Below are 22,415 nucleotides of genomic sequence, written 5' to 3'. Positions count from 1 at the left end.
CGTCCTCCAACGGCTATCCCTCGACCCATAGTCAGCCGTCTGTGATCATTCCGGACCGGATTTTTCTTGACATATTAGCTCTTCTTTCTCAAAAGAAGATAAGTTTCGTCATGTTTGACAGGTCTTCCGGGAATGCTCGTCTGCAGTTGCAACTATATTACCGACAAGGAAATCAGGGACGTTATCGTCCAGCTTCTTGACGAGGACTGTTGGCAGCTCATCGTTCCCGCCAAGGTCTATCATGCGATGAGCAAACGTGGCCGCTGTTGTGGCTGTTTTCCGAACGTCGTCGATCTGATCATTCGAACGACGGAGGAATATCACGCGCGCCGTCACTCGACGGAAGACGAAGTCGTTGTATATATGTCCCGCTTGAGACAGTTCCATGAGGACAATAGGAGAGCGGACATTGAAAGGCGACAAAAGAGTCATAGAGCGGCTTAACGAGGCCCTGTTCCTCGAACTCGGAGCCGTAAACCAATACTGGCTACACTATCGACTTCTCAGCGACTGGGGTTTCACCAAGCTCGCCAAGAAGGAACGTGCCGAATCCATCGAAGAAATGCAGCATGCCGATCGCCTGATCGATCGCATCATTTTCCTCGAAGGTCACCCCAATCTTCAGACGCTTGCACCTTTGCGCATCGGTCAGAACGTCAAGGAAGTGCTCGAAGCGGATCTCGCCGGCGAATATGACGCCCGCACCGCCTACAAGGCCTCCCGTGATCTCTGTCATGAGGCAGGCGACTATGTCTCCATGAAGCTGTTTGAAGCGCTGCTGATGGATGAGGAAGGCCATATCGACTTCCTCGAGACGCAGCTCGACCTTCTGGCGAAGATCGGCGAAGAGCGCTACGGCCAGCTGAACGCCGAGTCTGCCGACGCTGCCGAGTAACAGGCTATGCCCGGCTCGATTGCCGGGCATTCTCGCCCTATTGAGCCATGGACGTCGCGCCGGTTACGCCGCGGCGCTTCCAAGATGAGCGAATTCCGCCACGACCTGTTCATACACCTTGCGCTTGAACGGTACGATCAGCCCAGGCAGCTCGCCCATAGGTTTCCATTCCCAGGCGTCGAACTCCGCCTGATGGCCGCCTGGTGGAGGATTGATGGCAATTTCATCTTCATCGCCATCAAAGCGGAATGCGAACCAGCGCTGGGTCTGCCCCCGGTATTTTCCCTTCAGCCCGATGCCGATGAGATGGGCCGGCAGATCGTAGTTGATCCAGTCCTTCGACTGGGCAAGCAGGGTCACCGTCTTCATGCCGGTTTCCTCATAAAGCTCGCGATAGGCGGCCGGCAGCGGATCCTCGCCCTTGTCTATCCCGCCCTGCGGCATCTGCCACAGCTGCGGCGAGCCGTCATATTCACTATTGGCCTCGCTGATGCGGCGCCCTGCCCAGACCAGACCGTCGCGACTGAGCACCATGATGCCGACGCACGGCCGATATGGCAGGTCTTCGGCCTTTAACGGCCCACCCTTCTTGGACATCAGAATTCTCCGTTCACGGTTGGCTGTCGTCGCGTGCGATGGCCGACACGCCAACGATCTCGACACCGCGCTGTGTTGCCTCGTCGGCCCATTGCCTTACAGCATCAATGCTCTCGTCGAAAGCCGCCGCAACGCCGATCGCGGTGCCCTTGCGATCGGCGATACGACCAAGTTCGTCCAGCTTCCGCAATATTGCTTGCGTATTGACCTGTCCGTCCAGCACGACATCCGCAAAGACATGCGGCAGCTGGGCCGCATCTGCGACGGTGCCGGTTTTTGAGAGCGATGAGGAGCCGTCATCAAGGAAGAGCAGGCCGCGTTTGGCCACGTCCTGCAGAACGGGTTGCAACGCCTTCTCGTCAGCGAGGTAACGACCTCCCTGATAGTTCATCAGGCCTGTATAATTGGTGATCTCGCCCATGGCTTTATGCAGTAGAGCCAGATTGGCTTTGGCAGAGTTTTTGGTCAGTAGAGTGCCTGGTCCGGGATCGTCTGATGGATAATCCAGTGGTTCCATGGGCACCTGCAGCAGGATTTCGTGGCCTTTACGGCGTGCCTCCTGCATCCAGCGCTGGAGGCTATTGCCACTTGCGGCAAATGCAAGCGTCACACCGGCCGGCAGTTGCTGGATGGCACGCTGGCTGCCTGTCTGGCTGAGGCCGAGGCCGCTTATGACGATCGCAATCCGTGTCCCTCTCGCCCCCGACCACGGCCGCGCATACTGATCCATCGGACGAAGGCCATCCGGTCCAATCACCGGAAGCTTGCCGTCACTCGTCTCTTCCACGAGATCGGCATTGGGTTGATCCGCCATGCGCGGGTCCTGGCCAAGACGCTGCGCGTCCATAACGACCGGACCCTGGCGGTCGCTCGGCGTGTATTTTGTCACATAGCCGCCGTCACCGGTCGGCATTTTCTCGATATTGGCTCCGGAGGTGGAGACGCCGGCAACAGGCTCGTTGCGATCGGTGCCAGGCTTGCTCTTGCCTGCGGTGTCGGCCGGCACGGAGCCATCGCCGGCAGGCTTGTCTGTCTGCGTCGACGCGACCTTCTGCAGACCGTCATCTCCCCGCAATACGTAGATGGATAGCGCGGCGATTGCGATCGCTGCCAGGACGACGGCACAAGCGATGGCACGATTCTGCCGGGGGGGCTTGCGTTGAGGCCCCCGCCCTTGTCCCAGGGGAGCATGGAGATCAGTGCCCAAGCGAATGTCCGTGCTGTGCCGCTAGTCTATCATCAAGGGAAGCATATGCCGGGGAGCTTTCGCGAAACTCCCCGGCAATGGGCTTACTTCTTTATGTTGGCGGCTGCCTTGTCCGGGTTGGCCGGGAAGCTTGGATCGGTCTTGACGCCGTGAAGAAGGTCCAGCGCATAGTTGAGCTGGATATCATCCTTGGTCTCCGGCGGTACATAGGCCGCAGATCCAGAGCCTTCATCCGTTTCGGCGACACCCTGGATATGGCCCTTGAGGCTCGATTCACTTTCCGGCTTGAGCTTGCCCTGCAATTCCGGGGGAAGCGGCTGCTCGACCTTGATATCCGGATTGATACCGGTGCCCTGGATCGATTTGCCGGACGGCGTGTAGTAGAGCGCGGTGGTGAGGCGCAGAGCACCAGCGTCGCCAAGCGGAATGATGGTCTGTACCGAACCCTTGCCGAAGGAACGCGTACCGAGAAGTGTGGCACGCTTCTGGTCCTGAAGAGCGCCGGCAACGATTTCCGATGCGGATGCGGAGCCGCCGTTGATGAGGACGATAACCGGCTTTCCATCCGTCAGGTCGCCCGGGCTAGCGTTGAAGCGCCGGGTCTCGTCGGCATTGCGACCGCGGGTCGAGACGACCTCGCCGTGGTCAAGGAACGCATCGGATACGTTGATCGCCTGATCGAGAAGGCCGCCCGGATTGAGGCGGAGATCGAGGACGTAGCCCTTCAGCTTGTCGGCCGGCACGTCTTCCTTGATCTTCTTGATCGCCTTTTCGAGGTCATCATAGGTCTTTTCGGTGAAGGAGATGACGCGAACATAACCGACGTCGCCGCCTTCGACGCGCGACTTCACGGCCCGCACAGCGATGACGTCGCGCATGACGCTGATTTCGAGCGGTTTGTCGGCGCCCTGGCGAATGATAGTCAGCTTGATCGGCGTGTTGATCGCGCCGCGCATCTTTTCGACGGCGTCTTCGAGCTTCAGCCCGCGCACCGACTGGCCGTCGATTTCGGAGATGAAGTCGCCGGCAAGAATGCCCGCCTTGGCGGCCGGCGTGTCATCGATCGGCGCGATGACCTTGACCATGTCGTTTTCCATCGTCACTTCGATGCCGAGACCGCCGAACTCGCCGCGGGTCTGGGTCCGCATATCTTCGGCATCCTGGGCATTCATGAAGCTCGAATGCGGATCAAGGGAGCTCAGCATGCCATTGATGGCGCTTTCGATGAGCTTCTGTTCATCCGGCGGGGTCACGTACTGGGCGCGGATGCGTTCGAATACATCGCCGAAAAGGGACAGTTCCTTGTAGGTAGAGGCTCCAGCTGCCTGAGCCGGCACGCCGGCCGAATAGATGACACTCATCGCTGTTGCACCCATGAGTGCACCGACGATGACAAGCGAAGCCCTACGAATCATTTCGCGCCCTTCCAGTTTCCTTGGCGGTCCACCATGGCTTGGAATCAACCGGTGTGCCGTTGTTTCTAAATTCAATGTAAAGCGTTGGGCGATCCGTTTCCAGCGCCAACGCAGTTGCACTTGCTACTCTTTTCTCACCCATCACAGCGATAGGCTCGCCGCCAAAAACAAAGCGGCCTTGATTGACATTGACCTTTTCCATACCGGTCATGACAACGTAATAGCCATCGCCGGCGTTGAGAATGATGGTTTGTCCGTAGCTTCTGAAAGCGCCGGCAAACACCACCAATCCGTCCGCAGGCGCGGTAACCACCGAGCCGGGGTTGGATGCAATGGTGATACCCCGAGCCGGATGTCCGGTGCCGTCAGGGTCGCCGTACCACCGCACGACATCGCCCGCGACGGGAAGCTCCAGCTTGTTCTTGAGGCTGGAAAAGGGATATGCTGGCGCAATGCGGTTTTTGTCGGGCACTCCGCTTTCGGCCAGCTGCCTTGCCTTCTCCCGCTCGCTTTCCGACAATTGCTTCTGCCGCTCTTCCTCGGCCCGTGCGCGGTCCATTGCATCACGAACGGATGCGATCTGGTCTTCCAGCGAGCCGATCAGGCCTTCAAGCGATGTCGAGCGGTTGGCGAGCTCAGTTGCACGCTGCCGCTCCGCGTCCAGATCGGCATTGTTCTGGTTATTCAGTTTGTCGTTTTCGGCGAGAAGAAGATCCATGCGCTTGTCTTCTTCAAGGCTGGTTGCAATCGTATCGGTCACCGACTGCTTCTCTGTCGCGGCGGCCTGGCGTGTCTCGCTCAGGGTCTTCAGATCTGCCACGAGGCGGTCCGCCTCTGCCCGCATTCCCGGAACCACGGCGCCGAGCAGAATGGCGCTTCTGACGGATGCCAGCGCATCTTCCGGCGTGACCAGCAATGCAGGAGGAGGATTGCGTCCCATGCGCTCCAGGGCGGCGAGGACTTCCGCGAGAACCCCTCGCCTGTCGCGAAGTGAATTACGGATCTTGTCTTCCTGCACGCCGAGGCTTGCGATCTTCTTTTCGCTATCCTGTATCTTCTGTTCGAGGCCCTTTCGTCTCGCGGCCGATTCGATCAGCGCCTGACGGATATCGGCGCTGTTCTTGTTGGTATTGGCGATGCTTTGCTCGATCGACGTGACTTTGTCAGCCGACAATTTCATCGTTTTGCCGAGGTCTTCCAACTGCTTGCGGGTTTCTTCCTGCTTGTGCTGCAGTTCCGCCGTCGGATCGGCTGCCGGTGCCGCGCCATCCGTATTGCTGGTTGCTGGATTGGTTGCCGGGACTTGCGTCGGCGAAACGTCCTGCGCGGGTGCGGAATAAGGCACGGACAGCAGAAGACCCGCCATGGCCAGCGTGCTGGCCAGAGCTGATCCACGTCCGACAGGCCTTTTTAGACGTGCGCCCATTCCCGCTCCGTATGACAGGTCGCAAAAACTAGGGTGATTTGCTCCGTCGCGCCACAAACAAGATTGTGTTCGGGCACCATGGTATCTGCACCTGAACGAAAGGTTAAACGCGGTGATAGGGATGGCCGGAAAGGATCGTCACGGCCCGGTAAAGCTGCTCGGCAATAAGGATGCGCACCAGCTGGTGCGGCCAGGTCATGCTGCCGAGATTGAGGACGAGATCGGCTTTGGCGCGCAGATCCGGATCGAGCCCGTCGGCGCCTCCGATCGCCAGCATCATATCCCGCTTGCCGTTGTCGCGATAACGGCCGACGACATCGGAAAAGGCCTGGCTATCGAGCGCCTTGCCACGCTCGTCCAAAAGAACCAGAACAGCGCCCTCCGGCAGGGCCTTTTCAAGCGCTGCCGCTTCCTCACGCTTGCGCGTCTCGGCGTTGGAGGCGCGGCTTTCCTGTATCTCGACGAGTTTAGCCAGTTCAAGGCCGATTGCTGGGCCGGCCTTTGCGAAGCGGTCCAGATAACGGGACGCAAGATCCTTCTCGGGCCCGGCTTTCAGCCGTCCCACGGCAAAAAGGGTTATACGCATGTCCTGATCCGTCCGAATTCAAGCAGCCAAACACAACTGCACCGACGCAAGGCGTCGGTTTCGCTTTAGCGGCTTTTGACGGTTCAGGCCAAGCCCAAACCGCTCAATGCAGAAGCGGTCCTTCTTCGATCTCCGGAGCCGCCCACATCTTTTCGATGTTGTAGAACTCGCGGATTTCGGGGCGGAACACGTGGATGATCACGTCACCGGTGTCGATCAGGACCCAATCACCGCTCTCCTGCCCTTCGACGCGGGGCGTTCCGAAGCCCTCGTCCTTCAGGTCGGTCACGAGATGGTCGCAGATAGCCACGACATGGCGGCTCGATCGCCCGGTGACCACAACCATGTAGTCGCCCAGCGCCGATTTTCCGGCAATGTTGATGGTGACGATATCTTCTGCCTTGGAATCCTCGAGGCTGCCGAGGATCAGTTCGAGAGCACGAGCAGCGGCATCGGCGCCACGTTCGGAACTCTGCGGGAGAATGGAAGCCATCCTGCCCTTGGCGTGTACTGTTGTCAGGGTTTGTCCTTTCTTACCAGGTAACAGCAACATCCAGTTTCAGCGAATCCGATCATGGTCGGCCGCTTCGTTGAAGTTGGCATCGAATGGTTAATCTTTCAAGGGAGAAGAATGAAAGGTGATCGCAATACGCGAAACCGTTATCCATGTACTATCGGCCAAGCGTCATGGTGCCTTTTTCTTGCCGCCGGCCCTCAGAGCAGTTGAGCTCAATGTGGATCGAGGGCCGTGAATGAAGGTCCATGCGGGCGCCTTGCGCTTCCACAAGGTGCCGATATCGTCTTCGTCGACGCGGGCATAATCGAAGGTGCGCGCCATCTTGGACGAGAGGAACGAGAGCGTTGCGCCCGGGCGGTCGATAACGGCAATCGGAAACATCGAGACGATCTCGCGCCATTTCTGCCAGAGATGGAAGGACTGCAGGCTGTCGGCTCCCATGATCCAGACAAAATGCGCCTGGGGGTTCCTGGATTTCACGTGGGCAAGCGTATCGGCCGTATAGGAGCCTCCGAGCGTCTTCTCGAAAGCGGTGACCTTGATGCGCGGGTCATGGTTCAGATCCTCGCTCAAAGCGATCCGCTCGGAGAGCGGAGCGAGCTCGGCCCGGCTCTTCAGCGGATTGCCCGGCGTCACCATCCACCAGAGCTGGTCGAGACCGAGGCGCCGCAGGGCGATTTCGGCGACCAGAACATGACCCTCATGGGGCGGATTGAAGGATCCGCCAAACAGGCCGATGGCCATGCCCCGCTCGACATGCGGCATGGTCAGGTAACGGCGGTCGATCCTGTGCTCCTCCACGTCGGCCGCGTCTCTATGGGCGTATCTGGCCGGTGCCGTGCACGCGGTATTTGAACGAGGTCAGCTGCTCCACGCCGACGGGACCGCGGGCATGCATCTTGCCGGTGGAAATGCCGATCTCGCCGCCCATGCCGAATTCGCCGCCATCGGCAAACTGGGTGGAGGCATTGTGCAGCAAGATCGCCGAATCGATCTCGTTGAAGAAGCGGGCAACGACTGCCGGGTCTTCCGCGATGACCGCTTCCGTATGGTTGGATGAATAGGTGTCGATATGGCGGATGGCGCCATCGATGCCGTCGACGATGGCAACCGAGATCACCGCATCGAGATATTCCGTGCGCCAGTCTTCCTCAGTCGCCGGCTTGGCCATGGTATAGGCAAGCAGGACATCCGCCGAACCGCGGATCTCGCAACCGGCTGCCTTGAGAGCATCAAGCAGCGGAACGAGATGAGTGGCCGCAGCAGCCCTGTCGATCAGCAGCGTTTCGGCGGCGCCGCAGACGCCGGTGCGCCGCATCTTGGCATTCACAATGATGTTCCTTGCCATGTCGAGATCTGCCGAAGCATCGACATAAACGTGGCAGAGGCCTTCGAGATGGGCAAAGACGGGAACGCGGGCTTCGTTCTGTACGCGTGCGACAAGGCTCTTGCCGCCACGGGGCACAATGACGTCGATTGCGCCATCAAGGCCGGAAAGCATGGCGCCGACGGCGGCGCGATCGGCGGTCGGGACGATCTGGATCGCATGTTCGGGAAGGCCTGCGGCCCTGAGGCCGGTCAACAGGCATTGGTGGATCGCCTGCGACGAATGCATGCCATCCGATCCGCCACGCAGGATGACGGCATTGCCGGCCTTGAGGCACAGGGCGCCGGCATCAGCGGTGACGTTGGGGCGGCTTTCGTAGATCACGCCGATCACACCGAGCGGCGTGCGCACACGCTCGATCTTCAAACCGTTGGGCCGATCCCAGGCGGCGATCACTTCGCCGACCGGATCCTTGAATTCGGCAATCTCGCGCAGCGCCTCCGCCATGCCGGCAATGCTTTTTTCCGTCAGCGTCAGGCGATCGATGAAGGAGGGCAGCAGGTCCTTGCCTTCGACCTGCTTCAGGTCCTTCGCATTGGCTGCGAGGATCTCTTCTCTGGCTGCGATGATCGCGTCGGCCATGGCAAGGAGCGCCTTGTTTTTCGCTGCGGTCGAGGCGATGGCAAGCTTTCGGCCGGCTGCTTTCGCATTGCGGCCGATTTCGGCCATGATCGTGGCGACGTCTGTCGTCGAAACCTTATCCAGCATGGGCGATATCCTCCTTGCTGACTGTCTTGCGTCTCGTGCCACCGGTCACGACCAGGTCGTCGCGATGAACCATGGCGGCACGGCCGGCATGACCGAGGATTTCCTCGATCTCGATTGATTTGCGGCCGATGATCTGGCGCGCCTCGTCAGCGTCGTAGCTCACCAGACCGCGAGCGATCTCACGCCCGTCCATACCGATGATGGCGACCGTATCGGCGCGGTGGAAATGGCCTTCGATGCGGCGCACGCCTGCAGGAAGCAGGCTCTTGCCGGTGCCGAGCGCGCGTTCGGCACCTTCATCGATATGAAGCTCGCCAGCCGGCTGCAACTGGCCGGCAATCCATGTCTTGCGCGCGGTGACGGGCGTGCCGGAAGGCGCAAACCAGGAGGAACGGGTTCCCTGCTCGATTGCCTGCAGCGGATGGTCGGTCTTGCCCGATGCGATGATCATGCCGCAGCCGGCGCCGGTCGCGATCTTGCCCGCATCGATCTTGGTGCGCATGCCGCCACGCGACAGTTCGGATGCAGCGCCTCCTGCCATCGCCTCGATCTCCGGCGTGATCGCCGGGATCGTCTCGAGGAATTTCGCCTCGGGATCGAGATGGGGAGGGGCCGTATAAAGTCCGTCGATATCCGAAAGCAGGATCAGGAGATCCGCGCCGGTCATGGTGGCGACGCGGGCTGCCAGGCGGTCATTGTCGCCATAACGGATTTCCGACGTGGCGACGGTATCGTTCTCATTGATGATCGGCACCGCGCCGATGCCGAGCAGCTGGTTGATCGTGGCACGGGCATTGAGATAACGCCGCCGTTCTTCCGTGTCGCCGAGCGTGAGCAAGATCTGGCCGGCAACGATCCCGTCGCGCGACAGGCTTTCCGACCAGGCGCGGGCCAGCGCGATCTGGCCGACGGCCGCTGCCGCCTGACTTTCCTCGAGCTTCAGCGCGCCGGAAGGAAGGTCGAGTACGGTGCGGCCGAGCGCGATGGCGCCGGAAGAGACGACCAGAACATCGGCGCCACCGGCCTTGAGCCTGGCGATATCGCTGCAAACGGAATCGAGCCAGGCTGATTTCAGCCCGGTCTTGCGGTCCACCAGCAAGGCCGAGCCGATCTTGATGACCACGCGCTTGTGGCTGCCAAGCGCCTTGCGAATGGTCTTAGCGGAGCCGGTCATAGCTCGCCGTCCTCATCGAAATCGATGACCGCTGTCGAGCGGTCGGGCAGGGCGGTGTCGTCGCCTTCGCTTGCCTCGATGATGACGTCACGCAGCGCGCGCAGCACTTCGGTCATACCCTTGCCGGTGACGGCTGAAATCAGGAACGGGGTTTGGCCGCAGGCCTTTTCCAGTTCCTTGGCCTTCTTCTTCAATTCCTTTTCGTCGAGAATATCGATCTGCGACAGCGCGACGATTTCCTGCTTATCGGTCAAGCCGCCGCCATAGGCTTCGAGCTCCGCCTTGACCGTCTTGTAGGACTGGCCGACCTTTTCCTCCATCGACGACACGAGGTGCAGCAGAACGCGGGTGCGCTCCACATGGCCGAGGAAGCGATCGCCAAGACCGATGCCTTCATGAGCGCCTTCGATCAGACCGGGAATGTCCGCCAGAACGAACTCGCGCCCATCGATTGCCGCAACACCAAGATTGGGATGGAGCGTGGTGAACGGATAGTTGGCGATCTTCGGTCGGGCGCGGGTGACGGATGCCAGGAAGGTCGACTTGCCGGCATTGGGCAGGCCGACGAGACCGGCATCAGCGATCAGCTTCAACCTGAGCCAGACGGTCTTTTCCTCGCCTTCAAGACCCGGGTTCGCCCAGTTCGGCGCCTGGTTGGTGGGCGACTTGAAATGGGTATTGCCGAAGCCGCCATTGCCGCCCTTGGCAAGCCGGAACTTCTGGCCTTCCTTGATCATGTCGATGATCAAGGTCTCGTTGTCTTCCTCGAAGATCTGGGTGCCGACCGGAACCTTCAGTGTCACGCTCTCACCGTTGGCACCGGTGCGGTTGCGGCCCATGCCGTGGGTGCCGATCTTGGCCTTGAAATGCTGCTGGAAGCGGAAATCGATCAGCGTGTTGAGGCCGTTGACCGCTTCGACCCAGACATCACCACCGCGTCCGCCGTCGCCGCCGTCCGGCCCGCCGAATTCAACGAACTTTTCCCGCCGGAACGAGACTGCGCCCGCGCCGCCGTCGCCGGAGCGAATATAGACTTTTGCCTCGTCGAGAAATTTCATCTTGCTGCCGTCAGTCTTGTGTTACGCAACGTCATCAGGGATCTCTGGACGCGTTCTTTTGCGTTTCGATACCGTTCGTTGCCTTGGAGGTCAAAGATTATCATGAAGTTCGTGAGCTATAACGTTCAATACGGCATCGGCATGGATGGACGGTTCGATCCGGAACGGATCGCCGACATCATCCGCGAGGCAGATGTCATCGCGCTTCAGGAGATTACCCGAGGATCGCCCGATAATGGCGGCATCGATCTTGCCGGCCGTTTTGCGGAGCTGTTGCCGGATCACTTTTCCGTCTTTGCCGCGCCATGCGACGTTTTTCTCGGTGGCGATATCACCGATGGCCGACGCATGGAGCGGCGCTTCCAGTTCGGTAACATGATCCTGTCGCGCTGGCCGATCCTGTCCACCCGCCATTTCCTCTTGCCGCGCAGCCGCAGCTTCGACAAGCTCAACCTGCAGCGCGGCGCCGTCGAGGCGTTGATCGATGCGCCATCGGGGCCGATCAGGGCTTATTCCGTCCATCTGGATCACGTCTCGCCGGATGAGCGGATCGCCCAGATCCTCTATCTGAAGGAGCGGGTGCTGAATTTCGCGGCGGAAGGCGGGGCGCTCACGGCGCCTGCCGCAAGCGGCTTTCCCCAGCTGCCGCTGCCGGAGGATTTCGTCGTGATGGGCGATTTCAACATGGTGCCCGGTTCGGACGAATATACTGCCGCTGTCGGGCGACCTGACCGCTATTACGGCAGATCGCTGCGTGCCAACCAGTTCGTCGATGCGCTTGACCATGTCGGCGCGCTCTCGGCCGACAGCTACAGCTGGGCAGAGCCTCCGGGCGAGGGGACGGTAAGGATGCATCTCGACTATGGTTTCATCAATGCCGGTCTAGTGCCGCGCCTCAGATCCGCCTCTGTCGATAATGCGGTTCTGGGCTCCGATCACTTTCCGGTCTGGCTGGAGATAGAGTGATCTCCCCAGGCCCCGGGGCCGGGGGAGATCGTGGTTTCATCGTACCTGCGGCAGGGTCAGGTCGCCTGCGTCAAGCCTGGTTTCGATATGCGGCACCATGCGGTTGCGCGCCACGGAAAAGATGTCGCCCGCATCGGTGATCCGGAAGCCGAGCTTTCTCTGGATGTTGAGCGAAGCCAGATTGTCGGCAAAGGCACCGGAGCGGATGACTGCTTCCGGCATGCGCCGGAAGAAGCGTTCGAGAACCGCGCCGACCGCTTCCGTCATGTAGCCGCGATCCCAGTAATAGCGGTTCAGCCAGAAGCCGAGATGCCAGCCGTCTTTACGCAGCTCGATGCCGACGACACCGATATGGATGTCGTCACCGGTGGTGATCGCAAGGTTCCAGTCCGGGATAAGGCCGGAAGTCTGGCGCACCAGCCAGTCCAGCGCATCCTCCCGATGGTAAGGCTGCGGTACGCGCGCCAGCATGCGGGCCACCTTGAAATCGGCAAGCGAGGCTGAGATCGCATCCGCATCGGCAAGCCGGTGCGGACGCAGGATCAGTCTCTGCGAGCGGATGACCGGGCAGGGGCCGGGCGACAGCAAGCCCTCGACTATTCTTTCGACGACTGCGGCGTTCATCTCGGTTCTCCCCAGCTTCTCAAGGATATCCAGGTCTTGCGGTCCAGGCGGAACCATTCGACCGGCACCATGGCACCTTCAGCAAGGCAATCGATCATGCCGGCGCCCTGAAACTGGAAACCGCATTTCTGGATGACGCGCCTCGATGGGATATTGGTAACCCGGCAGCGCGCATCGATCTGGTCGATTTCGCTTCTGGTGCGAAAGGCCATGTCGATCAATGCGTGGGCGGCTTCGGTGCCATAGCCCTTGTTCCAGTAAGGTTCGCCGAGCCAATAGCCGATTTCGAGCGTGCGCTCGTCCTCCTGCGGCTCCAATGCGCAGCAACCGAGAAAGGCGCCGTCGTTACCTCGGGTAATGGCATAGACGCATTTGCCAATCTCGCCGGCATTCGTGCGTCGCACGAAATCGGCTGCGTCTTTCGCCGTGTAGGGATGCGGCATGCGCGACACCATGGTCGCGATAGCGGCATTGTTGGCGAGATGGGCAAGTGCGTCAATGTCTTCTTTGTGGGGGGCGCGGAGAACCAGTCTCGGCGACAATAAGACGGGGCACTCGCTTCTCGACCGGTCCTCGGACCGATCCGGCCGCAGCCGTTCTTCTGGCGGCCGGGATTGGCTCGCCCTCAACAATTCGACTTGCATGGTTCAGTCTCCTCAAGGGTTAAAAGAAAAAGGGGAGGTGGGTGGCGCCCCATCTCCCCTTTTCTTTCAGACTGAACCTTACGCTTCAGCCGGGTCGATGAGACGCCGGCTGTTTTAGAGCGCTACCGGCTTATTCCGCTGCTTCCGCTTTCGGCATTACGGATACGTACACGCGGCCATTGGCCTTCGTACGGAAGTTCACGTTGCCGGCGGTAAGTGCAAAAATCGTGTGGTCGGTGCCGAGGCCGACATTGGCGCCCGGATGCCACTGCGTGCCGCGCTGGCGCACGATGATGTTGCCGGCGACGACGGTTTCGCCACCGAACTTCTTCACGCCGAGGCGCTTGGACTGAGAATCGCGACCGTTGCGCGAGGAACCGCCAGCTTTTTTATGTGCCATGGGAGTTCTCCTTTACCTTCGAAACCTGATTAGCCGAGAATGTCGGTGATGCGGACGACCGTGTGATGCTGGCGATGGCCACGAATACGCTTGGAATTCTGGCGACGACGCTTCTTGAAGGAGAGAACCTTCTTGCCACGGTTATGCTCGACAACTTCGGCCTTGACCGATGCACCCGAAACGAAGGGAGCGCCGATCTTGGCATCGGCGCCTACGCCGACAACCAGGACTTCGTTGAATTCGATTACTGCACCAGCTTCGGCTTCCAGCTTTTCGATGGTCAGCACGTCGTTGGCGGCCACGCGGTACTGCTTACCGCCGGTCTTGATGACTGCGAACATTTTATATCCTTTCATGTTCGTTCCGGCTCTCTTCCAAGGGAAGGGCCGTCTTTTTGTCAGTCGGTCTTTAGCAGGGAGTTAGGAAAGAGAGGTCTCGTTCAAAACGGATCTGCCGGTGAAATTGCGCGAAAACACCTGATTTCCCCGCAACGGCCAAGCGTGGACGCATTTCCACAACCTGAACGCACGCGGGCTTACGCGAGCGACAAAAAACTGTCAAGGTAAAAGGATATGAAGACTTGCATTTCGCCCCTTGCCAGCCCCATTTTTCGCCGCTATGAGACAGCCCGCGCAACATATGCGCCGACCAGCAAAGCGGAGAGGTGGCTGAGTGGTCGAAAGCACCGCACTCGAAATGCGGCATACGGGCAACCGTATCGTGGGTTCGAATCCCACCCTCTCCGCCATAACTATTCTATCCATACCGAAGACATAGGTCACCGTTTGTCCCTAGGGCACCGGCGAAGATTTTGTTGTGCGAGGATTTCGGCGATTCGCCCATTACATGGACCGCCTAGCGCTTCGCTGCATGTATGAAACAGCCCGCCGACATTGGCGCTAGGGGCGGCATCTTGAGTCTTCCGTCGGAAAAACATCCATGGTCGAGCGCTTTATCTGTCCTGATCATCTGTGCTGATCCGGTCACCTGATCGTGTCCTTATTTGATCGGCCATCAGCTCGAATTTAGTCCAGATTCGGCGCGTCACTGCTCGCCGACCGGGCCATGTTTCATCATCGGGAAGGATCATTCATGAACCGGCGTCGCTTTTTACTTTCCGGCCTGGCGATGGCGGCGGCCACTCCCGGTTTCGCGCAGTCGCTGTCCAGCGCCGCATCCTCGCCCAAGCCATATGGCCAGTTCGACAAGGGCGGCGCGCTGACCGATACGCTTTCGCCTGATGATCTGGCTGAGCGCGTTTTCGACAGTTCTGCACCCAAAGGGCCGGCCGGGACATGGCTTTCCAGAGCGGCGTTGCCGACCCCGGAATCCGAAATGGGCGGCGGGGCGGCTCTTAATGGCAAGATTCACATTGTTGGCGGATGGGGGAGCAAGAGCGATCACTTCATCTATGACGCGGCCGACGACAAGTGGATGAAAGGAGCTCCTCTGCCTCGCGGCGGCAATCATGTGCCGGTCACCGTCCTCGACGGCCGCCTATACGCACTTGGCGGATTTGCCGGCGCCAACCGCGATCCCTTCACGGATGTCTATGTCTACGATCCACAGCTCGATCGCTGGTCGACGGTTGCACCGCTGTTGCGCGGCAGGGGCGCAGGCGCTGCAGATGTCGTCAACGGCAGGATCCATCTTGTCGGAGGTGCCACGTCGTGGAATGGCGAGCGGACCAGCATCAGCTGGCATGAAGCCTACGATCCGAAAACGGACAAGTGGAGCATGCTCCAGCCGATACCGGGCGGACGTGATCACCTGGGCGTCGCTGCCTACAAAGGCAATCTCCACGCGATCGGGGGACGCTTCAACCTCTCATCGTTCAACAGCGATTTCCATCACGCCTATCACGCAGACACCGACAGTTGGGAACCCAGAGCGCCAATGCCGACACCGCGTTCGGCGCATGGCCTTGTCGTCTATCGCGACCGGCTCTTTGCCATGGGAGGCGAGGCCAGCCTCGTTATCAACAAGAAGGTCGTGTGGGCCCATGTTTTCGGGCAGATGGAAAGCTATGATCCTGCAACCGATACATGGCAGCAGCACGCCGGAATGCCAACGCCTCGCCACGGGCCAGGGGCCGCCGTGATCGCCGACATGATCTACACGGTCGGGGGCGGTCCGGTGGCCGGCGGTGCGCTGCAGGCAGCGACCAATGAAGCGTTCACGCTGGCCTGACTTTGCGCGGTTATCCGGTGTCCGGGTCGTCTCGGCTTTTCCGGATCTCCATCCCGGCGAAGATGATGCGATGGGCCGCCGTTTTGTCCGAGCGGGTGCACCCGCTGCTGATCGGCAACGACATTGGTTGCGGAATGTCGTTATTCAAGTTTAATCTTCCGTCGCGAAAACTGCGGCCGGACAAGGCTGTAAATCGCTTGCGACTGCTGGGTACCGTCGCAGTCGATGATCCAACGGCTCGCTTCCATGCTGCAGCATCTTGAAAACAGGAGGATGGAGACGGTAAAGTTGGAGCGCGTTACTGCCAATCGTTCAATCGAACGCGGCAATGTCGTCAAGACGTTCAAGTTATAGATCCAAATCCGGCGCATGCGGGCAGGCCTTGTCGCAAGCTGAAATCCCGGCCAATCATGTGCGCAGCACATTTACGAGGGGCCGACCTTGGCAAAAGCAAACAGGATCTACATCCCAAGTTCCGGTCCGTCGGCCTGGAAGCAATTTCTGGCAGAGCCGGAGAAGCAGTGGCGAACAGGCTATTCTGCCAGAACGCTCGCCCATAGCTGGGAGATGAGCCAGGGTCTTCCCCTGGAAGTGGCCCGGATGTTTCCCAATGAGAGCGAACTGCTGATCGCCATCCCTGAGCACAAGGTTGCATTGCCCGGCGGCGGGCGGGAAAGCCAGAACGATGTCTTCGCGTTGATACGCCATGGCGATCTAACCTGTGCCTCCATGATCGAGGGCAAGGTCAACGAGCCGTTCGGGCCAACCATCGGCGATTGGATGAAAGAAGCCTCGCAGGGAAAGCTGAACCGGATGACCTATCTGTGCGATCTGCTCGGTCTTCCTGTTCGCCCCGAGGCGACGATCCGGTATCAACTTCTTCACCGGACGGCTTCGGCGATCATTGAGGCGAAACGCTTCAAGACGGACGAGGCTGCAATGTTCGTTCATTCGTTCTCGCCCGACAGGATGTGGTTTCAGGACTTTGCAGCCTTTGTCCATCTGCTCGGCTGTTCCGTCATGCCCGACCAGCCCGCAGAGGTGCGGCTTCCCGATGGCATGCTGCTCCGCCTGGGTTGGGCGAGCGGAGATATGTCGTTTCTGGCGGCCTGATGGTTCGAATGAAATGCATTCATCCGGCGCAAATTGCATCCCTTGTTCTCGAGAGGGTCACGGACGGCTACGGACCGGCTTGTGTGACGGCTGCATCTTGCCTAGCTTGATCGCCAATACGCGACCGGTGATCACGCCATGGATACCAAGCCTTCATCCTCGCCGATGCCGCAAGAGGCCGGCATTCTGGAGTTTCTCGATATCTGCGCCCGGTTCTATCCGGATGACGCGGTGGACGCTTCCATTGCGCAGCAAAGACAATGGTATGATGCGCTCTGCGCCCGTTTCGACCAGCCTCTGCCTGAGGGCATGGACTTTAGCGACGAGCTGCTGTTTGCGCCCATCCGCCGTTATCGACCATCGAAAATCGAAACTGGGACAATCCTGCTCTATCTCCATGGCGGCGGCTTCGTGGTCGGCTCGCGGCAGAGCCATCATGCGATCTGTGCAGAAATTGCCAATTTTGCTGCCGCGGAGCTGATTTCCGTCGATTATCGGCTGGCGCCGGAACATCTCTGGCCGGCCCAGACGGACGATTGTTTTGGCGTGCTGAAGCAGCTTTTGGGTCAGGGCAGACAGGTCGTGGTGATCGGTGACAGTGCCGGCGGCAATCTGGCGGCCGGGCTCACCTTGCGGGCGCGCGACGAGGGGCTTGCAGGCATCGTGGGGCAGGTGCTGATCTATCCGGCCTTGGGCGGCGATCTGGTATCGGGCTCCTATCTCGAGATGGCCAATGCGCCGGGGCTGACGACTGCCGACGTCGCCTATTACCGTGCCGTGCTGAAGGCGCCGGAGGACGAGCCGGTTGCCCATCCGCTCAAGTCGGCAGAGCTTTCCGGCCTGCCGCAGGCCTATATCACGGTCGCGCATTTCGATCCGCTGCGGGATGACGGCAGGCTCTATGCAGAACGTTTGCGTCAGGCGGGTGTTGCGGCGACATTTCGTGACGAACCGCAGATGGTGCATGCTTGGCTTCGGGCACGCCATATGAGCGACGGCGCGCGGGCTGGGTTTGCGGCGCTTTGCCAAGCGATCGGCGCCATGGCGAGAGGCAACCGATGAGCGGCGTTCTGGACCTTGCGACGCTTCTCGCCACGCTTGATCCGGTTCTGATCGAGGGAGAGTTCGTTTACGCAAGCGTGCCGCCGGGCAGGCCGGAGGATTATCTGCATCTGAAACCTCTCGGCCTGTTCTTCGAGGCGGAAGGACTGACGCTCATTCTTCCTGTCGAGACGGCTGCCGCCTCAGACCTTGCAACCAGCGCCCCGCTCAGATGCATCACGATGAATGTTCATTCGTCGCTGGAAGCCGTCGGCCTGACCGCCGCGATCGCCACGGCGCTGACGAAGGAGGGGATCAGCGCCAATGTCGTTGCGGCCTATTACCACGATCATGTGCTTGTCCCGGCAGGTGACGCAACCCGCGCGGTCGAGGTTCTGACGTCGCTTTCCAAAGCTGCCGGAATCTAGAGTATCCGTTTTGATCAAGCCGGTTTTGGTGTCCATATTTGCTGTTTGCGCAGGAGTGCGTTTGCAAGGACGACCAGCTTTCGCATGATAGCGGTGATTGCGACTTTGGGCGGCTTTCCTGCTGTCCTGAGTGCGTCGTATTTGGCCTTAAGATCCGGGTTGAAACGGATAGCGACAAGAGCCGGCATGTAAAGGGCTTGCCTGACGATGGCTCTTCCACCAGCGATGAAGGCGCGTCCGGTCCACCCTCCGGACTGCCTGTCGTTTGGGGCAAGACCCGATAGCTTGCCGGCTGCCTTTTCATCGATTTCGCCCAGCTCGGGCATTTCGATGAGAAGTGTAAAGGCTGTGATCCTCGACAGGCCAGGTATGGAAACAAGGATATCGAAGCGCACCTTGAGGCTTTCGTCCGTTGCGATGTGGTCGGTCATGACCTGCTCGACCTGGACGAGTTGCGCTTCGATCTGCTTCAGCCGGGCGAGGTTCTGCCTTTTGAGGAGCGGCTGAGTGATATTCTTGGCCCGGTTCTTCGCAGCCGTTCTGTCCTTCACCAACGCCAGACGTGCAGCATGCAATTCCTTGAGTTCAGCGAAAGAAACGGCATACGGGGATAAGAGACGCGGGTTCAGTACCATGCCGAATTGGGCCAGCATCGCGGCATCCGCGCGATCCGTCTTGGCCAGCTTCCCAGTTGCCTCGGCAAACCGTCGCGCCTGACGCGGATTGACCTTGGAAAGTGGCAGGCCACGGGTGAGCATGAAGCGTTCGAAAGGCTTGTGGTAGGCACCGGTCGGCTCATAGACCACACGCGCGACAGGCGTGTCGCCGATCCAGCCAAGGATCGCGGCAAATCCCTTGCGGTCGTTGGTGACGCGCATCCTGTCACCATCTGGCAACCGATGGAGATCGATATGGTCTTTCGAGATATCGGCCCCGATGGTAATCTCACTCATCTTTTCCGTCTCCCATGCTTGTCATCCGAGCCCAAAGCTCGGGTATCCGTTCAGGACGATTGGAAAAGATGGAGGCGATCACACTCTAGCTCGGCCCCAAAACGGCCAGGCATTTCTCGATCCATCCTCCATCGCCGGAAGAGGATGGCCCTCCTCTCCGGCGCTTCTTTTTCTCACAAGAAGCGCAGATAGTCATAAGACAAGCAATTCCGCTTTTCTTCGAATCGCGAAATCTCTCTATCTCTGATTTGAAACAGTTCCGGACGCAAAACCGCTACGCACTTTTGCTGGAACTGTTTTAGCTCTTCGCCTTGGAGACGAGAACAGGATTTGCCCGGAAGTCCGCCGGGAACATGACCTTCAGATTGTCGATTTTCGGCAGGTCGTTATAGACGATGTAGGGGTATGACGGGTTGAGGGTGAGGAAATCCTGATGGTATTTTTCCGCCGGATAAAAGCCTTGAAGTGTCGAGATCTTGGTCACGATCGGGGTGTGGAACAGGCCTGTCTTGTCCAGCTGGGCTATATAGGCGGCGGCGACATCTGCCTGGCTCTGGCTTGAGGCAAAGATGGCAGAGCGATACTGCGTCCCATGATCCGGCCCCTGATAGTTCAGCTGCGTCGGATTGTGGGCGACGGAAAAGAAGATCTGCAGCAGCCTGCCGTAACTGATTTCCTGCGGATTGAAGGTGACTTCGACCGATTCCGCATGGCCGGTGCTACCACCACTGACAGTCTTGTAATTCGCCGTCTCCCCGGTTCCACCTGCATAGCCCGAAACGGCGTTGGTCACGCCTTTGACATGCTGGAACACGCCCTGCACGCCCCAGAAGCAGCCACCGGCGAAAACGGCGGTTTCACTGGCAAGTTTGGTCGGCTCGTCCATGGCCGGTGCCGGGATGGCTATGGCGGGTTCTGCCGCTATTGCGATAGCCGGCGAAGCCGCGAGCATGATGGCCAGTATCGCTTTCAGATATCCGCGGGCAGTCGATCCCATGACAACTTCTCCGGTTGTCGCCAAATGTGTGCCTAGGCGAGGTCACGGTCAACTCACTTCGGCGTGGCAGCACCTACATGAGGTCACGCGGGATGGCCTTGTCGAAGCTCCTTTCGAAGATCTGCCTGTCACCGTCATAGGCCCTGATCGACGCACTGATCAGCCAGTCCGTGGAGGTACAGGCGATCTTCGCCACCGAGACGGTCCGCACGGACCAGCGGGCCCGCTTCATGTCACAGGTCCATGTCGACGTACCGGTCATCGACAGTGGGTCGTCCATGTCGATCGACCACTGCTCCCCCTTCAACTGGCGGGTGGCAAGGCCGGTGCCCGGATGTTCGAACAGACCGGTATCCTCGGCAACCTCATAGATCGTCCGGTTGGCGGCGAGATCGCGGGTAACGCTGCGGCGCGTTTCGGCCGGTGCGTGCTCGATATATTTCGGCAGAGGATCGGGATTGTCCGGTTGCTTCATCTCGAACGTATCATGGTCGCCGAGCAGCGGCATGGCGAGGCCGAGCGAGGCGATGTCGAGTGTCACACCCGGATCGACCGGCGGCGGCAACACGGTTGGCCAGTAGGCGGTGGACAAGGATAGCCGGATTCGGTGACCTTCGCCGAAGCGGTAACCGCAGGCATCGAGTTCGAGCCGGATCGTCACCGGTTCGCCGGGTACGAGCGGCTTCGGGGTTTCGTTGCTATTCCGGTGGGCAAGATTAATGACGCCGAAGGAGACGCGGGTCGCCGTGCCGTCGGGATGGATATCGACGATGCGGGCGCAGAGATTGGCAAGCTCGGCATCGGCTCTGAGCGTCAGGGTTATGACGGGGCGACCGAGATAGGTCTTCGCCTCCGCGAGCGGCGGCGTCTGGAACGTCAGGGAGCCGGCATCGTCGCCGCGCTGGTCGCCGGGCAATTCCGCATCCGGTTTCAGGGTGAACCATTCGCCAGCGGCGGTGCCCGTGTCGAGCGGCGATTTCAGGTAGATCTCGCGCGTCGGCGCGTGCGGGATCGGCATGCCTTCAAGCAGTATTCCGAACTGATCGACATAGAAGGTCTCGGCTTCCGGCTCGCTCCAGCGTGATTTCGATACCCAGAGGCCCGGATCGGTATCGCGACGTCTGGTCGGTTTCGGGCCGTCGAGAATGTAGGCACGAACCTGCGGCAGATCTTCTATGCCGTTTTCTTCTCCGCGCAGCCAGCGGTTCCAGAAGGCGATCGCCTCGCCGTGGAAATCGGCACGCGGCTTCGGCCAGGCGAAATGCGGGTATTTGTGGATCCATGGGCCGACCAGCGCCTTGGCCTTGTCACCCAGCCCTTCGGCGGCGAGAAACGGCGTGTTGCGATAGCCGTCCGCCCAGCCGGCGATGACCAATACCGGGATTTCGATAGCCGAGTAATCTTCGCAGACCGAACCATGTTTCCAGAAATCGTCTCGACGCTGATGAGACAGCCATTCCTCCATGAAGAAAGGCTCGTTTTCCAGCCGATCCATCCACATGTCGAGCCAGCGGTCGCCGACGATCTCCGGATCCGGCGAGCGGGATTGATAGGCGAGCATGGTGGCCGCCCAGGAAAGCTGGGCGGAGAGGTGGCAGCCGTTCTTGTAGTGGATGTCGTCGTTGTAGCGGTCGGTGGTCGAGGCGATCGAGATCACCGCCTTCAAGGCCCGCGGACTAAGCGCTGCCACCTGCAGGCTGTTGAAGCCGCCCCACGAAATGCCCATCATGCCGACGGAGCCATTGGACCATGGCTGTTCGGCAATCCATGCAATCAGCTCGCAGGCATTTGCCAGTTCCAGCTCGGTATATTCGCCATCGATCACGCCGTCGGATTCACCCGAGCCGCGGATATCGACACGCACGCCGGCAATGCCGGCCGCGGCAAAGACCGGATAAGTGGATTCGTCGCGCGGGCTTGTTCCATCGCGCTTTCGGTAGGGCAGGAATTCGAACACGGCCGGCACCGGATCGGCGTCTGCGCCGTCCGGCATCCAGATCCGGGCCGCGAGCCGGGTCCCGTCCTTCAGCCTGATCCATTGGTTTTCGATGACGGTGAAGGAACGGTCTGCCATGCGCATTCTGCTTTC

24 protein-coding genes and 1 tRNA gene are annotated in these 22,415 nt (G+C 59.9%); 8 read left to right on the top strand and 17 right to left on the bottom strand.

Features of this window, described 5'->3' with window-relative positions:
- The first annotated feature begins 132 nt into the window (after positions 1-132).
- Together NCHU2750_RS18605 and bfr are read left to right on the top strand one after the other, a co-directional pair.
- Complete coding sequence (locus tag NCHU2750_RS18605; RefSeq protein ID WP_119942013.1) at positions 133-444, top strand: (2Fe-2S)-binding protein; 312 nt, start codon at positions 133-135, stop codon at positions 442-444.
- The gene (gene bfr, locus NCHU2750_RS18600; protein WP_162939678.1) at positions 410-895 is read left to right on the top strand and encodes a bacterioferritin; all 486 of its coding nucleotides are present in this window, start codon (positions 410-412) and stop codon (positions 893-895) included. The genes NCHU2750_RS18605 and bfr overlap by 35 nt, the downstream gene beginning before the upstream one ends.
- A gap of 63 nt (positions 896-958) precedes the next feature.
- Here bfr and NCHU2750_RS18595 read toward each other — a convergent pair whose 3' ends face one another.
- From NCHU2750_RS18595 to obgE, 10 genes are all read right to left on the bottom strand, one after another.
- Positions 959-1,492, bottom strand: a complete 534-nt coding sequence (locus NCHU2750_RS18595) for an RNA pyrophosphohydrolase (RefSeq protein WP_119942009.1) — start codon at positions 1,490-1,492, stop codon at positions 959-961.
- 13 nt (positions 1,493-1,505) lie between these two features.
- Positions 1,506-2,699: a divergent polysaccharide deacetylase family protein gene (locus NCHU2750_RS18590; RefSeq protein ID WP_119942007.1), complete on the bottom strand. Its 1,194-nt coding sequence runs from the start codon at positions 2,697-2,699 to the stop codon at positions 1,506-1,508.
- A gap of 83 nt (positions 2,700-2,782) precedes the next feature.
- Positions 2,783-4,114 (bottom strand): S41 family peptidase, encoded by a 1,332-nt coding sequence (locus NCHU2750_RS18585; RefSeq protein WP_119942005.1) that lies wholly within the window; start codon positions 4,112-4,114, stop codon positions 2,783-2,785.
- On the bottom strand, positions 4,104-5,540 hold the full coding sequence (locus NCHU2750_RS18580; protein WP_119942003.1) for a murein hydrolase activator EnvC family protein: 1,437 nt from the start codon (positions 5,538-5,540) through the stop codon (positions 4,104-4,106). Before NCHU2750_RS18580 ends, NCHU2750_RS18585 begins: the two co-directional genes overlap by 11 nt.
- Before the next feature lie 103 nt (positions 5,541-5,643).
- Entirely contained in the window at positions 5,644-6,126 is a 483-nt protein-coding gene (rlmH, locus tag NCHU2750_RS18575; protein ID WP_119942001.1) for a 23S rRNA (pseudouridine(1915)-N(3))-methyltransferase RlmH, read from the bottom strand.
- Positions 6,127-6,229: 103 nt separating this feature from the next.
- Positions 6,230-6,679, bottom strand: coding sequence for a ribosome silencing factor (rsfS, locus tag NCHU2750_RS18570; protein WP_119941999.1), 450 nt, complete (start codon positions 6,677-6,679; stop codon positions 6,230-6,232).
- Positions 6,680-6,811: 132 nt separating this feature from the next.
- A complete protein-coding gene (locus NCHU2750_RS18565; protein ID WP_205583908.1) occupies positions 6,812-7,408 on the bottom strand; it encodes a nicotinate-nucleotide adenylyltransferase in 597 nt (198 codons plus the stop codon).
- A gap of 49 nt (positions 7,409-7,457) precedes the next feature.
- Entirely contained in the window at positions 7,458-8,738 is a 1,281-nt protein-coding gene (locus tag NCHU2750_RS18560) for a glutamate-5-semialdehyde dehydrogenase (protein WP_119941995.1), read from the bottom strand.
- On the bottom strand, positions 8,728-9,912 hold the full coding sequence (gene proB, locus NCHU2750_RS18555) for a glutamate 5-kinase (RefSeq protein ID WP_119941993.1): 1,185 nt from the start codon (positions 9,910-9,912) through the stop codon (positions 8,728-8,730). Before proB ends, NCHU2750_RS18560 begins: the two co-directional genes overlap by 11 nt.
- Complete coding sequence (gene obgE / locus NCHU2750_RS18550; RefSeq protein ID WP_119941991.1) at positions 9,909-10,970, bottom strand: GTPase ObgE; 1,062 nt, start codon at positions 10,968-10,970, stop codon at positions 9,909-9,911. Before obgE ends, proB begins: the two co-directional genes overlap by 4 nt.
- Positions 10,971-11,072: 102 nt before the next feature.
- Here obgE and NCHU2750_RS18545 point away from each other — a divergent pair, with 102 nt between their 5' ends.
- Positions 11,073-11,936, top strand: a complete 864-nt coding sequence (locus tag NCHU2750_RS18545) for an endonuclease/exonuclease/phosphatase family protein (RefSeq protein WP_119941989.1) — start codon at positions 11,073-11,075, stop codon at positions 11,934-11,936.
- Between the two features lie 36 nt (positions 11,937-11,972).
- Here NCHU2750_RS18545 and NCHU2750_RS18540 read toward each other — a convergent pair whose 3' ends face one another.
- From NCHU2750_RS18540 to rplU, 4 genes are all read right to left on the bottom strand, one after another.
- Complete coding sequence (locus NCHU2750_RS18540; RefSeq protein WP_119941987.1) at positions 11,973-12,560, bottom strand: GNAT family N-acetyltransferase; 588 nt, start codon at positions 12,558-12,560, stop codon at positions 11,973-11,975.
- Entirely contained in the window at positions 12,557-13,204 is a 648-nt protein-coding gene (locus NCHU2750_RS18535) for a GNAT family N-acetyltransferase (protein ID WP_119941985.1), read from the bottom strand. The genes NCHU2750_RS18540 and NCHU2750_RS18535 overlap by 4 nt, the downstream gene beginning before the upstream one ends.
- A 130-nt stretch (positions 13,205-13,334) precedes the next feature.
- Positions 13,335-13,604 carry a 50S ribosomal protein L27 gene (rpmA, locus tag NCHU2750_RS18530; RefSeq protein WP_119941983.1) on the bottom strand — a complete coding sequence of 90 codons (270 nt, stop codon included), beginning with the start codon at positions 13,602-13,604 and terminating at the stop codon, positions 13,335-13,337.
- Between the two features lie 29 nt (positions 13,605-13,633).
- Entirely contained in the window at positions 13,634-13,945 is a 312-nt protein-coding gene (gene rplU / locus NCHU2750_RS18525) for a 50S ribosomal protein L21 (RefSeq protein ID WP_119941981.1), read from the bottom strand.
- Between the two features lie 317 nt (positions 13,946-14,262).
- On the opposite strand from rplU, the gene NCHU2750_RS18520 reads away from it, so the two are divergent.
- The 5 genes from NCHU2750_RS18520 (at position 14,263) to NCHU2750_RS18500 (ending at position 18,376) form a co-directional block, all read left to right on the top strand.
- Positions 14,263-14,352 (top strand) — tRNA-Ser (locus tag NCHU2750_RS18520).
- A 344-nt stretch (positions 14,353-14,696) separates the two neighbouring features.
- The gene (locus NCHU2750_RS18515) at positions 14,697-15,794 is read left to right on the top strand and encodes a Kelch repeat-containing protein (protein WP_119941979.1); all 1,098 of its coding nucleotides are present in this window, start codon (positions 14,697-14,699) and stop codon (positions 15,792-15,794) included.
- Positions 15,795-16,235: 441 nt separating this feature from the next.
- Positions 16,236-16,907: a DUF6946 family protein gene (locus NCHU2750_RS18510; protein WP_205583866.1), complete on the top strand. Its 672-nt coding sequence runs from the start codon at positions 16,236-16,238 to the stop codon at positions 16,905-16,907.
- A 138-nt stretch (positions 16,908-17,045) separates the two neighbouring features.
- Entirely contained in the window at positions 17,046-17,969 is a 924-nt protein-coding gene (locus NCHU2750_RS18505) for an alpha/beta hydrolase (protein ID WP_119941975.1), read from the top strand.
- Entirely contained in the window at positions 17,966-18,376 is a 411-nt protein-coding gene (locus tag NCHU2750_RS18500) for an ACT domain-containing protein (RefSeq protein ID WP_119941973.1), read from the top strand. Before NCHU2750_RS18505 ends, NCHU2750_RS18500 begins: the two co-directional genes overlap by 4 nt.
- Before the next feature lie 14 nt (positions 18,377-18,390).
- Here NCHU2750_RS18500 and NCHU2750_RS18495 read toward each other — a convergent pair whose 3' ends face one another.
- From NCHU2750_RS18495 to NCHU2750_RS18485, 3 genes are all read right to left on the bottom strand, one after another.
- A complete protein-coding gene (locus tag NCHU2750_RS18495; protein WP_119939839.1) occupies positions 18,391-19,329 on the bottom strand; it encodes an IS110 family transposase in 939 nt (312 codons plus the stop codon).
- A 298-nt stretch (positions 19,330-19,627) separates the two neighbouring features.
- Entirely contained in the window at positions 19,628-20,326 is a 699-nt protein-coding gene (msrA, locus tag NCHU2750_RS18490) for a peptide-methionine (S)-S-oxide reductase MsrA (protein ID WP_119941971.1), read from the bottom strand.
- A gap of 73 nt (positions 20,327-20,399) precedes the next feature.
- A complete protein-coding gene (locus NCHU2750_RS18485) occupies positions 20,400-22,406 on the bottom strand; it encodes a CocE/NonD family hydrolase (RefSeq protein ID WP_502703803.1) in 2,007 nt (668 codons plus the stop codon).
- Between the last annotated feature and the right edge of the window lie 9 nt (positions 22,407-22,415).

This window comes from Neorhizobium sp. NCHU2750 (assembly GCF_003597675.1).
In the GTDB taxonomy this organism is placed as follows: Bacteria; Pseudomonadota; Alphaproteobacteria; order Rhizobiales; family Rhizobiaceae; genus Neorhizobium.
Note: the sequence above shows the minus strand (reverse complement) of the source record. Positions and strands in the feature narration are given on the sequence as shown.